The sequence below is a fragment of the Mycolicibacterium celeriflavum genome (genome assembly GCF_010731795.1).
Lineage (GTDB): Bacteria > Actinomycetota > Actinomycetes > Mycobacteriales > Mycobacteriaceae > Mycobacterium > Mycobacterium celeriflavum.
The window spans coordinates 1,779,969-1,793,768 of the sequence record NZ_AP022591.1 but is presented as its reverse complement, the minus strand read 5'-3'; the positions used below and the strand labels follow the sequence as shown (position 1 = coordinate 1,793,768).

Annotated in this window: 12 protein-coding genes; 5 read left to right on the top strand and 7 right to left on the bottom strand. The window is 66.6% G+C overall.

The annotated features are described in order from the left end of the window. The first annotated feature begins 67 nt into the window (after window positions 1-67). Window positions 68-1,546 carry an aldehyde dehydrogenase family protein gene (locus tag G6N18_RS08790; protein WP_109749456.1) on the top strand — a complete coding sequence of 493 codons (1,479 nt, stop codon included), beginning with the start codon at window positions 68-70 and terminating at the stop codon, window positions 1,544-1,546. Here G6N18_RS08790 and G6N18_RS08785 read toward each other — a convergent pair. From G6N18_RS08785 to G6N18_RS08775, 3 genes are read right to left on the bottom strand one after another with little or no spacing between them, the layout of a single operon-like run. Beyond that, entirely contained in the window at window positions 1,530-2,171 is a 642-nt protein-coding gene (locus tag G6N18_RS08785; RefSeq protein ID WP_083001987.1) for a TetR/AcrR family transcriptional regulator, read from the bottom strand. The two genes, G6N18_RS08790 and G6N18_RS08785, sit on opposite strands and share 17 nt — an antisense overlap. A 3-nt stretch (window positions 2,172-2,174) precedes the next feature. After that, window positions 2,175-3,386, bottom strand: a complete 1,212-nt coding sequence (locus tag G6N18_RS08780) for a cytochrome P450 (RefSeq protein WP_083001985.1) — start codon at window positions 3,384-3,386, stop codon at window positions 2,175-2,177. Between the two features lie 58 nt (window positions 3,387-3,444). Further along, window positions 3,445-4,230, bottom strand: a complete 786-nt coding sequence (locus tag G6N18_RS08775) for a coniferyl-alcohol dehydrogenase (protein WP_083001983.1) — start codon at window positions 4,228-4,230, stop codon at window positions 3,445-3,447. A gap of 170 nt (window positions 4,231-4,400) precedes the next feature. On the opposite strand from G6N18_RS08775, the gene G6N18_RS08770 reads away from it, so the two are divergent. Further along, on the top strand, window positions 4,401-5,840 hold the full coding sequence (locus G6N18_RS08770) for an aldehyde dehydrogenase family protein (RefSeq protein ID WP_234806160.1): 1,440 nt from the start codon (window positions 4,401-4,403) through the stop codon (window positions 5,838-5,840). Here G6N18_RS08770 and G6N18_RS08765 read toward each other — a convergent pair. From G6N18_RS08765 to G6N18_RS08750, 4 genes are read right to left on the bottom strand one after another with little or no spacing between them, the layout of a single operon-like run. Further along, entirely contained in the window at window positions 5,824-7,506 is a 1,683-nt protein-coding gene (locus tag G6N18_RS08765) for a medium-chain acyl-CoA ligase Mig (protein WP_083001979.1), read from the bottom strand. The genes G6N18_RS08770 and G6N18_RS08765 overlap by 17 nt on opposite strands. Before the next feature lie 8 nt (window positions 7,507-7,514). Further along, window positions 7,515-8,129 (bottom strand): PaaI family thioesterase, encoded by a 615-nt coding sequence (locus G6N18_RS08760; RefSeq protein WP_067214190.1) that lies wholly within the window; start codon window positions 8,127-8,129, stop codon window positions 7,515-7,517. A gap of 4 nt (window positions 8,130-8,133) precedes the next feature. Continuing rightward, window positions 8,134-8,748: a cysteine hydrolase family protein gene (locus tag G6N18_RS08755; protein ID WP_083001977.1), complete on the bottom strand. Its 615-nt coding sequence runs from the start codon at window positions 8,746-8,748 to the stop codon at window positions 8,134-8,136. After that, window positions 8,745-9,767 (bottom strand): aromatic ring-hydroxylating oxygenase subunit alpha, encoded by a 1,023-nt coding sequence (locus G6N18_RS08750; RefSeq protein WP_067214192.1) that lies wholly within the window; start codon window positions 9,765-9,767, stop codon window positions 8,745-8,747. Before G6N18_RS08750 ends, G6N18_RS08755 begins: the two co-directional genes overlap by 4 nt. Window positions 9,768-9,980: 213 nt before the next feature. Here G6N18_RS08750 and G6N18_RS08745 point away from each other — a divergent pair, with 213 nt between their 5' ends. The 3 genes from G6N18_RS08745 to G6N18_RS08735 all read left to right on the top strand — a co-directional run bounded on the left by G6N18_RS08745 (window position 9,981) and on the right by G6N18_RS08735 (window position 13,748). Beyond that, a complete protein-coding gene (locus tag G6N18_RS08745) occupies window positions 9,981-10,910 on the top strand; it encodes an acyl-ACP desaturase (protein WP_067214193.1) in 930 nt (309 codons plus the stop codon). A 106-nt stretch (window positions 10,911-11,016) separates the two neighbouring features. Further along, a complete protein-coding gene (locus G6N18_RS08740; RefSeq protein WP_067214194.1) occupies window positions 11,017-12,642 on the top strand; it encodes a flavin-containing monooxygenase in 1,626 nt (541 codons plus the stop codon). Next, entirely contained in the window at window positions 12,639-13,748 is a 1,110-nt protein-coding gene (locus G6N18_RS08735; RefSeq protein WP_083001975.1) for an alpha/beta hydrolase, read from the top strand. The genes G6N18_RS08740 and G6N18_RS08735 overlap by 4 nt, the downstream gene beginning before the upstream one ends. Window positions 13,749-13,800 lie beyond the last annotated feature (52 nt).

Here is a 13,800-nt window from a genome sequence, read left to right as displayed (position 1 = left end):
TGCAGAAGAACGGATCGAGACCAGCATCGACATCGGCAGGCGGGCAGGCGGACGCGCCGAATCGCGGATGCTCATCGACGGACAGCTCGTGGCATCGGCGTCCGGGGAGCAGTTCGACAACCTGAGTCCGGCCACCGGGCAGCCGCTGGGAAGTACCGCTGCCGCCGACGCCGACGACATGGACCGCGCGATCGCGGCGGCGCGCCGGGCTTTTGACGAATCCGACTGGCGGACCAACCGCCGGTTGCGCGCGCGTTGTCTCGATCAGTTGCAGTCCGCGATCGAACGCGAGCAGGACGATCTGCGCGAGGAGTTGATCGCCGAGGTCGGCTGTCCCGTGATGACGACGCAGTCCGCACAACTCGATTGGCCGTTGGCAGACGGGCTGCGCTATCCGGCGCGGCTGATGCTCGACTTCCCCTGGGAGCGCACGCTCGACGGCGGTGGGCTGTTCGGTGATCGCAATGTGCGCATGGTCGTCAAGGAGCCGGTCGGTGTCGTAGCCGCGATCACACCGTCCAACTTCCCGATCGAGGTGATCCTCAACAAGCTCGGTCCCGCGCTCGCGACCGGGAACACCGTCGTGCTCAAACCCGATCCGAACACCCCGTGGAATGCGACGCGCCTCGGCCGGCTCATCGCCGAGCACACCGACATCCCGCCCGGCGTCGTCAACGTCGTGCCGACGCCGTCCAACGACGTGGCCGCGCTTCTGGGCGCCGACCCCCGCGTCGACATGATCTCGTTCACCGGATCCACCGCGGTCGGCAAGCTGCTGATGCGCGCGGGTGCCGACACGATGAAGCGGATGTTCCTGGAACTGGGCGGCAAGTCGGTGTCGATCGTGCTCGAAGACGCACCGCCGGCGGCGATCGTCGGATCGGCGATCGGTGTGTGCGTTCACGCGGGGCAGGCCTGTGCCGCCACCACGCGCATGCTGGTCCACCGATCGCGGTTCGACGATGCCGTCGCCAGCGTCACCGCCGCATATCAGGCTGTGCCCATTGGGGATCCGGTGATCCCCGAAACCCTCGTCGGCCCCGTGATCAGCGCGGCGCAGAAGCGACGAGTCCTCGACGCGGTCGATCAGGCTCGCGCGGACGGTGCCGAGATCACCACGGGCGGCGGGGCCGTCGCGAACTTGCCCGACCACCTGGCCGGCGGGCACTACGTGGCGCCGACGGTGATCGTCGGTGTCGACAACGGCGCGGCGATCGCCCGGCAGGAGGTGTTCGGGCCCGTGCTGGTGGTGCTGCCGTTCGACGACGACGACGAAGCGGTCCGCATCGCGAACGACAGCGCTTTCGGGCTGGCGGGCGCGGTTTCCTCACGATCGCTGGAGCGCGGCATGGCGATCGCCCGTCGCATCCGCACCGGCTCGTTCGGGGTCAACGGCGGCATGTTCTACGGGGCCGACGCGCCGTTCGGCGGTTTCAAGAACAGCGGTGTCGGACGGCAATGCGGCGTCGAGGGTTTCGAACAGTATCTGGAATCGAAGACCGTTGCCTATCGCGCACCGAGGGCGAAAGCTACGCCGCCGCGATGATCGCTTCGGCGTGGTCGAGGATGCTGTCCAGGACGTAGGCGAAGTCGACGTCGTCCGCGAACCCGATGTACCTGCCGCCATCGACCAGCTGGGACGGGAAGCCCTCGGTCCGCTCCTGCAACCGTTCGAGAACCACCGATCCCCGGATGTGCACCGAGATCGCGCCGTACGTCTCGACCGCCTGCTCGGCGCTGAGCCCCGCCTCGATCAGCGCCCCGATCGGCTGTCCGAGTTTCTGCAGCGCGGCGTGCATGGCGCGGTGCCCGTACTGCCCGCGGATCAGTACCAGATCGCAGAGAACCGGGTCGGCGCGGAACCGTCGGCGCATCGTCAGCGCGTGATCGCGCAGCGACTCTCGCCAGTTCGACGCTGCGATGGTCGGTACGGTGAATTCGAAGCGCTCCAACGCCCGGTTCGTCATCGCGTCGAGCAGGTCATCCTTGCGGCGGAAGTACCAGTAGATGCTGGTGACCCCCACCCCGAGATGTTTGGCCAGTTGCGGCATGCTCAGATTGTCGATCGACACCTCGGCGGCGACTTCGAGTGCGCCGTTGAGGATTTCGTCGGCGCTGATCGACCCGCGGTCGCGGCGTTGGCGGGTTTCTCCGGCACCTGTTGCGGGCACTGGTCAGTCGGCCGGGTCGAATGTCACCGGCAGCGCCGTGGGTGACCGGAAGGGCTGGCCCCAGATTTGGGGGTTGTCATCGGTGACGAGGTTGATGTTGGTCAGGCGGTCCAGCAGGCACTCGACCGCGACCCGGGTCTCCATGCGGGCGAGATGCAGCCCCATGCAGGTGTGCTCGCCCGCGGCAAAGGAGATGTGCGGTACGCGTTTGCGGAAGATGTCGAATTCTTCGGAGCGTTCCCAGCGCTTCTCGTCCCGGTTCGCCGAGCCGATGCACACGTCGATCACCGATCCCGCGGGGATTTTGACTCCCTCCAGTTCGGTCTTCGCGGTTGCGTACCGCTGCACGGTGGTCAGCGGTGTCTCGTACCGCAGCCCCTCCTCGATGGCAGCCGGTAGCAGGTCACGGTCGGCCTGTACGGCTCGAAACTGCTCGGGATGGGTCAGCAACAGATACAGCAGATTGCCCGACGAGCGGAACGTGGTCTCCAGTCCGGCGGGGAGCAGCAGACGCAGAAATGAGTAGATCGCCTCATCGCTGAGCTTCTCGCCGTCGATCTCAGCGGAGACCAGATCGCCGATGATGTCCTCGGTCGGCTTGGATCGACGCTGCTCGATCTGTTGCAGGAAATAGTCTTTGAGCGCCGCGGACGCCTCGAAGGCACGCTTGTACTTGATGGTGTAGCTGATCAGTTCGACGGCGCGCTTGCGGAACCACGGCAGGTCGTCCTCGGGCAGGCCCAACAGCTTCGAGATGACCCGGGTGGGGAACTCCAAGGTGAAATCGCGCACCAGATCCGCCTGGCCGCTGTCGACGAACTCGTCGATCAGCGCGGTCACGACGGGGCGGACGATCAGGGGCTCCCACTGCGCCAGCGACCTCGACTTGAACGCCGCGGACACGAGGTTGCGGTGCTCCCAGTGTTTCTTGCCTTCCATCGCCAGGATCGTCGGGCCGATGAACAGGCCGATGGTGCTGTCGTAGATCTGGGAGTTGAAGACCTTGCCATCGCGGAACACCCGGTTGACCGCATCGAAGGACACTGCAGCGTAGAGATGTTCGGGACGCATCGACTCCGGTGTCTTGGACCAGTCCATGACGCTGCCGCGAAAGACGCCACCGGTCTCCCGTCGCCGCTGTGCGAACAGGGGATAGGGGTCACGGAGGAGGTCGGCCACTTCGTCGGGGGCGACGTCCTGAACGGGGCTTTCCACCGGTCACTCCAGGGGCTCGGATAGTTCCTGCGAGAGGTACTGTAACTATTACAGTAGACTATAACAGCTGGACCGGCGTACCGGCGGTCATCGAGCTGATGAACCCGGCGTCGACCTGCAGGTCCTGGCCCGTGATCCAGCGCGCCGCCGGGGAGCCTAGGAACGAGATGGCCGGCACGATGTCGTCGACCGACGCATGCCGGCCGACCGTGGCCCGGCACATGTCCAGAACCTCCTTGCCCATGGTCTGTTCGAAGTCGGTGAGGATCGGCGTTTCGACCGGCCCGGGGCTCACGGTGTTCACGCGTACGCCGTACTTCGCCCATGCCTGGCCCGCAAGGCGCTTGGCGTACAGGATCACCGCCTGTTTCGACGTGCTGTACACGGGATAGTCCGGATCCTGCTGAGACTGCCAGCGTTCGACGGCGTCGGCGTCGGTGAGTTCGAGCAGCCCGGACAGCGTCTCGGTGCGCTGCTCCCACCCGAGCGCGGCGGTGGAGGCCACGGCCACGATCGAACCGCCCTCGCGTAGCAGGGGGAGCATGCCTTCAGTCATCAGCCGCATGCCGAGGTAGTTGACCTTGAGCACGTCGGCGGCTGGTGCGGTGCCGGGCACACCTGCGACGTGGGCCAGCATGTCCCATCCGGATCCGATGCCGGCGAGCAGGTCGCGGATGCTGTCGCCGTCACGCAGATCGCAGCGGGTATACTCGCTTGCTGCGGTTCGCTGCTCGCGTCTGTCGACGGCGAGGACGTGATCGCCACGCTCGTGGAAGTGGGTCGCGACGGCCGCCCCGATGCCGGAGGCCGCGCCCACCACGACGATCTTGCGTTTTCCGCTCATTGCACCCGTTTCCTTCGCCGCCGCGCCTGGCCGGCGTACCATCGAATGGCTGACTGTAAGGACGACAGTAAACAATTCTGGTCGGTCAGACAATCACTCCCACAGATGGTGGTGCGATGAGCGAGAGCACAATTGAGGCGAACGCCGCGGTGGCCGTTGAGCATGAGGCCATGCAGGCGACCCTCGAGCGGCAGCGGCGCGAATTCCTGGCCGACGGCCCGCCGAGCGTCGCGGTGCGGCGCAACCGTATCGACCGGTTGCTCGCTCTGGTGCTGGACAACGCCGACCAGTTCGTCGACACCATGGCCGCCGACTACGGCACCCGCCCGAGAACGGGATCGTTGTTCACCGAAATCCTCGGGATGATCTCCGTCATCGAGCACACCAGATCGCATGTGCCGCAGTGGATGCGCGCGACAAAGTTGATGCGCGCCACTCGGCGGTTCGGCCTGCGGGCCGAGGTGCACCCGTCACCGCTGGGGGCCGTCGGGATCATCGGTCCGTGGAACTTCCCGGTCAACCTTGTGGTGCTTCCGGCCGCCGCCGCCTTCGCCGCGGGCAACCGCGTCATGATCAAGATGTCGGAGATCACGCCGGGCACCGCCGCTCTGATGAAGTCGTTGGCGCCGAAGTACTTTGACGTCGCCGAGCTTGACGTGGTGACCGGCGGACCCGACGTCGCGGCGGCGTTCTCGGCGCTGCCCTTTGATCACCTGTTCTTCACCGGGTCGCCGTCCGTCGGCGCGCAGGTGCAGCGGGCGGCCGCGGAGAACCTGGTACCCGTCACGCTGGAGCTCGGGGGCAAGAACCCCGTGGTGGTTTCCCGCGAGGCGGACCTCAACCGTTCGGCGGCGCGCATCGCCCGCTCGCGAATGATCAACGGGGGACAGGTCTGCGTGTGTCCCGATTACGTCTTCGTGCCCGACGATCGGGTGGACGCTTTCGTTGACACGGCGAAACGCACACTGCGCGAGATGTTTCCGGCCATTGTCGGCAACGACGACTACTGCTCGTCGGTGAACGAGGCGAACTATGACCGAGTGGTCGGCCTCATCGACGACGCGCGCGCCAAAGGTGCCCGCGTCGAGACCGTCTTGCCGGACGGTGAGATCCTGCCGGACCGCGACACCCGAAAGATCGCTCCCACCATCGTGTGCGACGTCGATGACCGAATGGCGATCGCCGCGGAGGAGGTCTTCGGTCCAGTGCTGGAGTTGCGGCCCTACCGCGAACTGAGTGAGGCGATCGACTACATCAACCGGCGGCCCTCACCGCTTGTCGCGTACTGGTACGGACCGGACGACGACGACTTCCGGCGTTTCGTCCGCAACACGCGCAGTGGCGGGGTGGCGCGCAACGACTTCGCCGCGCAGATGATTCCTTCGGCGGCGCCGTTCGGTGGCGTCGGGCGCAGCGGAATGGGCGCCTACCACGGCAAGGCGGGGTTCGACGCGTTCAGCCACCACCGCACGGTGGTCGGCACGGATCTGCCGTTCACCATCACCGGACGTGCGGCACCACCGTTCACCCCGTCGACGCGGGCGACAACAGCGTTGGGTCTGCGCTTCGCGCGCAACCGGACCCGGCGTCGGCTCAGGCGTCGCCGCTGATCGCCTGCTCGCGGGCCCACCGGTAGTCGGCCTTGCCCGCGGGGCTGCGTTCGATCGTCGGACGGAACACGATCGCCTTCGGAAGCTTATAGCGCGCAATCGAATTCGCGGCATGGTCGATGAGTTCCTGGGCCCCAGCGCTGGCGCCCTCGGTCAGCGCGACGACGGCGACCACCTCCTGACCCCACCGCTCGCTGGGCCGGCCCGCGACCACGACGTCTGCCACCGCTGGATGCGAGGCGATCGCGGTCTCGACCTCCTCGGCGAAGATCTTCTCGCCGCCGGAGTTGATGGTGACCGAATCGCGGCCGAGGAGTTCGACGGTCCCGTCGGCGAGATGGCGGGCGCGGTCGCCGGGCACGGAGTACCGCACGCCGTCGATCACCGGGAAGGTGGCGGCGGTCTTGGTCGCGTCACCCTTGTAACCCAGTGGCACGTAACCGCGTTGGGCCAACCATCCCATTCCCTCGTGGCCCGGCTCGAGCAGCGTGCCGAGATCCTCGGAGGCAACGTAGGTGTCGGGTCCGGCGTTGAACTTGCCGGTCGCCACCGCGCCGGAGGCGGACATGTGCGTCATCTGCGCGCCGGTCTCGGAGGAACCGACCCCGTCGACGACGATCAACCCGGGCTTGACGTCGATGAGGCGCTGTTTGGCGGTCGGCGTCAACAGCGCGCCACCGTTGGCGACCACGGCCAGCGACGACAGGTCGGCGTCGGTGCGTTCGATCGCATCGGCCAGTGGTCGCGCCATCGCGTCACCCACGACCGTCACTGCCATCACCTTCTCGCGTTCGATGGTGGCCACCACTTCGTCGGCGTCGAAACGCTCGGTGACAGTGGAGAACACGACCGACTGGCCTGTCGTCATCGCCGTCATCACCGCCCACTGTGCGGCGCCGTGCATCAGCGGCGGCAGGATCATCAATCGCGTCTCCGGCGCCTCGGTCACTCGTTTGGTGATGTCGTCGTAAGAGTTGGCGAGTTCGCCGGTGTAGAGGCTGCGGCCGCCGAACGAGGTCATGAAGATGTCGTGCTGGCGCCACAGCACACCCTTCGGCATACCGGTCGTGCCCCCGGTGTAGAGCACGTAGAGATCGTCGGGTGAGGGCTCCAGCGGTGGCAGCACCGCGGCGCCCGACCCGACGATCGACTCGTAGTCGACTGCGCCGTAGAGCAGATCGTTGCCCGACTGGTCAGCGATCTGGATCAGCACCCGCAGGTTAGGCAGGTCCGGCAGCACCTCGGCGACGCGCGGGGCGAACGCGGCGTGGTACAGCAGTGCGGTGGCGCCGGAATCGGCGAGCAGGTACTGCAGTTCGTTCTTGACGTAGCGGTAGTTGACGTTGAACGGCGCGACGCGGGCCCGCCAGGCGCCGAGCATCGCCTCGACGTACTCCGGTCCGTTGTAGGCGTAGATGCCCAGCAGGTCCTGGCCCACCTCGTGGCCGGCCAACTCGGAGCGCTCGACATGGCAACCCAGCCCGCGGCTGTGCAGGAATGCCGCCAGCCGGTTGGCGCGTTCGACAACCTGCGCGTAGGTGTAGCGACGGTCGCCCTGAATGATGAACTCTCGGTCGCCGATCACGGCGGCGACGGTGTCGGCGGCAGCCGGAACAGTGAACTCGGTGGTGCTCGACGGCGCGGACGTGGAGAGCGAATCAGACATCGTGCCTCTCAGGGCTGGTGTGGTAGCAACTTGATCATCAGACCGTTGGCCTCGGATAGTACGTTGCCGTCCAGGTCGGTCATCACCGCCCTCACGAACAGTTTTCGCCCGTCCACCGAGTCGATCCAGGCCCGCGACTCCAACGGCACGTCGATGGGCGTCACGCGGCGGTAGTCCACATGAAGGTATGCGGTGCGGCTGTCCGGGCGGCCGGCAGCCGAAACCACCATGCCGAAATGCCAGTCGTAGAACAATGGGATAACCCCGCCGTGCACGGCGTCGTTGCCGCCGACGTGGAAGCGGCTGAAGTGCCCGCGCATGGTGACCTCGTCGGGCCCCGACTCCGCCACCTGCCAGGGCGGCATCAGCGGATGGCCGTTGCCGGGCAGGTTCGGCGCTCGACCGGCAGGCGCGACTGCGGCGGGCGCCTTGCGCTGCTCCAGTTGCGCGCAGACGTTCTCGAGGAGTTCGGCGGTGTGATCCCACAGCGCGGCGTCGGGGTTGGTTGAGACCGCGATGTCCTGGAGCCGTCGCATTGCCCCGATGAAGCGGCCCATCTCAGCAGATCCCAAAGTCGGCTGCACCCGGGCGAATTCGCGGATGTCGTCCTCGGTGTCGGTCACGCGTCTATTTCTTCCACGTCGTGATCAGCTCGTCGGTGGTGGTGATCGTCGCCAGGAGGGACAACGTGTTGTCGATGACCGCATTCGCGTAGTCGGTGGGGATTCCTGCGACCGCGTCGCGCGGCACCACGACGTGGTACGCGGCGTTGACGGCGTCCATCACCAGGTTGGTGATCGCGACGTTGACCGAGACGCCGACGGCGACGATCGTCGTCACCCCGAGATTGCGCAGCACCGCGTCCAGATCCGTCCCGCCCATCGGCCCGATTCCGTGCCACCGGCGCAGCACGACGTCGGAGGGTTCCGGGCCCAGTTCGGGCAGCAGTTCGGCGCCGGGTGTGCCGGCGGCGATTGCGACGGCGCCGCCGAACGAGAAGATCTTCGCGTTGTGGTTGGCCCCCTTTCCGTCTGGGCGGCGCTGAACGAGGCAGTGCACCACGCTCACACCCGCGCTTCGGGCCGCGGGTAGCAGCCGTTCGATGTTGGGAACGGCCTCGCGACGGGCCTCGTCGGCCAGGGCTTTGAGCCCGGCGTCGGGGCCGACGATCGCGCCCTGGCACTCCTGCGTGACGATCGCGGTGTGGCCGGGCGCCGCGATCTGGGCGAGATCGACTCTCATACCTTGGCCGGGACCTCGCCGGGCGGGGTGGCGGGAACTTCATAAAACTGGGTCGCCCACTTGCGCATGGCCATATACGGCTTCGCGTCGACCTTGGACAGTGCGGGGCGTTCGACGTACTCCTGGTAGCGCCAGATGTTGAGGTCGTCCCACACCGTGCCCATGAACTGCCGCTGCACCTGCTCGCGCACGGTGTCCGGCGGCACGTCGGAGGTGTCGCCGGGTACCCGGGGCCACCAGATCGAATAGAACATGTCCGAGTAGCCGTCCTCGACCGGTGTGCACGCGAAGATCAGCCGGTGGTTCGACGATCCCTCGAACGCGCTGATCGCGAAGCCGAGCCCGGAGAAATGGCTGTGGATGTACAGCGCCATTTTGTCGGGGTCCTCGCTGCGTGTGTCGGGCCAGCCCGTCAGGAAGCGCCATTCCTCGTCGACGGCTTCCCAGTTGAGGCACACGGGGGTGACGGTGGCGCCGTGGACGTAATGGAAATGCGCGCTGTCGGGACCGTTCTCCGCGACGATCTGCGGGTGCACCGGCTCGCGTTCGGCGCGACTCGAAAACTCAGGATACGGCCGGTAATACGCGTCGGGGTCTGTCGGAAACTGCGGGAACTTGTGAAACAGGTCGGGCATCTCCCACTGCGGTTCCTTGCCGTCCGGTTGGTGCCAGGCGAACACGCACCCGTACTGCTCGACGACCGGGTAGACCCGCAGCCGCAGCGCCTTGTTGGGCCGGTCCGGCTGATAGGGGATGTAGCGGTTGGTGCCGTCGGGTCCCCAGCGCCAGCCGTGGAAAGGGCATTCCACGCAGTCGCCGACGACCTTGCCGCCGTGGCCGATGTGAGCACCGAGGTGGCGGCAGTGCGCGGAAAGCACATGCAGCTCGCCTGCCTCGTCGCGGTAGGCCACCAGGTCATCGCCGAAATAGCGCAGTGGCCGGACCTCGCCTTGCGGGAACTCCGCGGACCAGCCGATCATGAACCAACCGGTGACCTTCCAGGTGAACGGCACTTTCACGTCGCCTCCTCTGCCCGGCACGATCTGTTACGGAAAATATTACAGTTGACGTTTCAGCACCAGTGCACGGGAGGGTCGCGCGCGAAGGTTCGCCCCCAACGGGGCTCTATTTGCCGTCGTTTGCGCGCAGGTTGCGATTTTCGCCTTGCTTGTCGGCGACCTACGCTAGCGTAGGTTCCGCATCCGCAGGTGATGGGGGACGGGAGAGTCTCGATGGCGACGACCCAACTAGCGCTGCTCACGGAGCTGGAGCCGGTGGTGGAGGCCAATCTGAACCGGCACCACGCGATGGCGAAACCCTGGAATCCGCACGACTACGTCCCATGGAGCCGCGGCCGAGACTTCGCGTTGCTCGGTGGGCAGGACTGGGTTCCGGAGGATTCGCCCCTCGACGAGGTTTCGAAGGCCGCCATGGTCGTGAACCTGCTGACCGAGGACAACCTCCCGTCCTACCACCGCGAGATCGCCATGCGGTTCGGGCTCGACGGGCCGTGGGGCCAGTGGGTCGGTCAGTGGACGGCCGAAGAGGCGCGTCACAGCATCGCGATCCGCGACTATCTCATCGTCACCCGCGGCGTCGATCCTGTCGCACTCGAGCGTGGTCGCATGGTGCACACGGCCGCCGGGTACGACTCGGGCGACAAGTCGATGCTGGAGGCGCTGGCCTACGTGTCCTTTCAGGAACTGGCGACGCGGATCAGCCACCGCAACACCGGACGGGCCTCGGGATGCCCTGTGGCCGAACAACTTCTGAGCCGGGTGGCGACCGACGAGAACCTGCACATGGTCTTCTACCGGAACCTGGTCGACGCGGCGCTGGACATCTCGCCGAATGAGACCATGGTGGCGATCGCTCACGAAGTCATCAACTTCCAGATGCCCGGAAGCACCATGCCCGGTTTCGCGGAGAACGCCGTGACGATCGCCAAGGCGGGCATCTACGACCTGCGTTCGCATCTCGACGATGTCGTGCGTCCAGTGCTGCGGTTCTGGAAGGTGTTCGAGCGTGCCGATCTCGACGGCCAGGGAGCACAGGCGCGCGACGAACTGGCGGCCTTCCTCGACCTCGTCGACGAGCGGGCCACGCACTACGAGCAGCGCCGTCAGCACCGGCTGGCCGCCGCAGGCGCGTCGCCCCGCTGACGGTCGGCGTCCATTCGTCTCGCTTCGTCGAAACGGACCCACGGCTCGCTCTAGATACTGTAATGATTACAGTATCTCTGATTCCGCCAACGTGAGGTGACGATCCGTGAGTGTTTCCAGTCCGGCTCGTTTCGACGCCGTCGTCATCGGCGCCGGATTCTCCGGTCTGTACGCGTTGCACAGGCTGCGGGAGCAGGGGTTGCGGGTCGTCGTGCTCGAGAAGGCGGAGAACGTCGGCGGCACTTGGCTGTTCAATCGATACCCGGGCGCTCGTTGCGACATCGAGAGCATCGAATACTCCTACAGTTTCTCCGACGAGATCCAGCAGGAGTGGGTGTGGACGGAGACCATGCCCGCGCAACCCGAGATCGAGGCCTACCTGAACTTCGTCGCCGACCGCCTCGATCTGCGGCGCGACATCCACTTTGACACCGAGGTCGCCGCGATGACCTTCGACGAGGACGCCGCCGAGTGGCTGGTGCAGACCGCGGCGGGGGAGTCGTTCGTCGCGCCCTTCGTCGTCGTGGCGGCCGGCATCCTGTCGGTGCCCCTGGAACCGGACATCGCGGGCATGGACACCTTCGATGGGCTGTCGCTGTTCACCAACCGGTGGCCGAAAGAGCATGTCGATCTCACGGGCAGGCGGGTCGGCGTGATCGGCACCGGCTCCACCGGCGTACAGCTGATCCCGGTCGTCGCGCAGAAGGCCCGCCACCTCACCGTGTTCCAGCGCTCGCCCGCCTACACCCTGCCGTGGCGAGTGCGCGCGTTCGACGACGGCGAACTCGACGAATTGAAAGCGAATTACGCCGCGATCCGCGCGGCGCAGCGCGAGCATGCCGTCGGGGCGGCCAGGCTCAGTGCGTTCTCGGTGATGTTCGAGATGATGGCCAAACCCCCGCTGAAGACGGCGACACGCCAACAGCAGGTAAGCGCCATCGAGGAGGGTGGTGTCATCGGTGCGCTCAGCTGGGGTGATGTGTTCTTCGACATCGAGGCCAACCAGATGGCCGCCAAGCTGTACGGCGAGGCGGTGGCGCGCATCGTCGAGGACCCCGAGACGGCCGCATCGCTGACGCCGACGCATCCGTTCGGGTGTAAGCGTCCGATCATCGACCAGGGCTACTACCAGACGTTCAACCGCGACAACGTGACGCTCGTAGACCTGCGCAAGGGGCCGATCGTCGAGGTCACCCCGACCGGGATCCGCACCGAGAACGGCAGTCACGAGCTGGACGTGATCATCTACGCCACGGGTTTCGACGCGATGACCGGAGCGCTCACCCGCATCGCCACCACCGGCCGCGACGGCACGTCGCTCGGCGATTTCTGGACCAGCGAGGGGCCGTACGCCTATCTCGGGATCGCGGTGGCCGGCTTTCCGAACCTGTTCATCGTGCAGGCGCCCGGAAGCCCCGCGCCGGCAAGCAATTTCGTGACCGCGCTGGAACAGCACGTGGAGTGGATCGGCGATTGCATCGCCTACCTGCGGGCCAACGGGTACCGCACCATCGAGGCGCTGCCGGACGCGCAGCGCGAGTGGGTCGAACACACGACCTCCCTCGTGGCGCCGACGGTGCTCGCCCATCCGACGTGCAGCTCCTGGTACAACGGCGGCAACGTGCCGGGTAAGAAGCGGATGTACATGGGTTACACCGCAGGCATTCCGGAGTACCGGCGGCGCTGTGACGAGGTCGCCGAAGCCGGTTACACCGGATTCAAGCTCGGATGAGATCGGCCGAGCGCGCCTATCGCATCGGCCGCGACTTCGCCGGGGTGGTTCCGCGTGCCCATGCTGCGCTGCGAGACGATGACTGGAAACCCGCGTCGGTGAACGGTATTCGACAGCTGGGTGAGGTGGTGCTCGACGAGTTGGCGCTGACCGGTATGACGCTGGCCGCGCCGCCGCCGAGGCTGGAGCGCTCGGTCGACGCCTGCGCCACTGCAGCGCAGCAGCTTTCGCTTTCATCTGTTGCAGGTGTACACGTCGAACCGGATCCGTTGCTGCCGGAAGCGATCCGGCGCCGTCGCTTCGGGCGCGACCGATACGAGCAGCTGGTCTTCGAACACGATCCCCACTTGCCCGAGTCGTTGGCCGAATTCGGCGGGCCGGCGACGGCAGTGGTGCACCTGTGCCGACACAGTGACGAGAAGCGGCCATGGCTGGTGTGGGTGCACGGCGCAGGTCAGGGCCGACCGATGGATCTCGTGTTCTCCCGGGCCCGGCGGCTTCAGGACCGGCTCGGGTACAACATCGCGCTGCCGGTACAGCCCGGCTGCGGGGTCCGGCGTCGTCGGTGGCCGACCTATCCGAACATGGACCCACTCAACAATCTCGCGGGCGTGATCAGGGCGGTCTCCGAAGCGCGGGCGGTGGTCCGCTGGCTGCGACCACAGGCCAGTACCCTTGCGGTGTCGGGTGTTTCGATGGGCAGCCCGGTGGCGGGCCTCGTCGCCCATCTCGAGGAGGTGGATGCCGTCGCCGTGTACACCCCGATCTTCGGGCTGAACGCGATGATCGCGGCGCACCTGGGCAGGTGGGGACCGTCGGTGCACGACACCATCGAGCTACTGCGCTGCGCACCCGTCGAGAAGATGATGTCGCTCGTCGACTATCACGCGCTCGAGCCGTCACCGCCGCCCGAACGGCGGCTGATCGTGGGAGCATGGCACGACCAGATGGCCCGGCGCGAACCCGCCGAGCGGCTGCACGAACGGTGGGGCGGTGAGCTGTACTGGCACCGCGGCAGCCACGTGGGGCACTTGTTCGCCGGTGGGGTGAAGGCCGCTTCCGAGCGGTTCCTCGAGGCGGTCAGCCGGCAGGGAAGTGTTTCATGACAGCCAGCATGGCGGCGCTGCCCGACCGGTCCAGGCGGTTGTGCCTGACGCT

Coding starts and splice junctions, on each gene's coding strand:
- G6N18_RS08775 (WP_083001983.1), bottom strand. CDS start 4,230: ATGAGCGGAAAACGCAAGATCGTCGTGGTGGGCGCGGCCTCCGGCATC.
- G6N18_RS08765 (WP_083001979.1), bottom strand. CDS start 7,506: ATGTCTGATTCGCTCTCCACGTCCGCGCCGTCGAGCACCACCGAGTTC.
- G6N18_RS08735 (WP_083001975.1), top strand. CDS start 12,639: ATGAGATCGGCCGAGCGCGCCTATCGCATCGGCCGCGACTTCGCCGGG.
- G6N18_RS08755 (WP_083001977.1), bottom strand. CDS start 8,748: ATGAGAGTCGATCTCGCCCAGATCGCGGCGCCCGGCCACACCGCGATC.
- G6N18_RS08790 (WP_109749456.1), top strand. CDS start 68: ATGCTCATCGACGGACAGCTCGTGGCATCGGCGTCCGGGGAGCAGTTC.
- G6N18_RS08745 (WP_067214193.1), top strand. CDS start 9,981: ATGGCGACGACCCAACTAGCGCTGCTCACGGAGCTGGAGCCGGTGGTG.
- G6N18_RS08770 (WP_234806160.1), top strand. CDS start 4,401: ATGCAGGCGACCCTCGAGCGGCAGCGGCGCGAATTCCTGGCCGACGGC.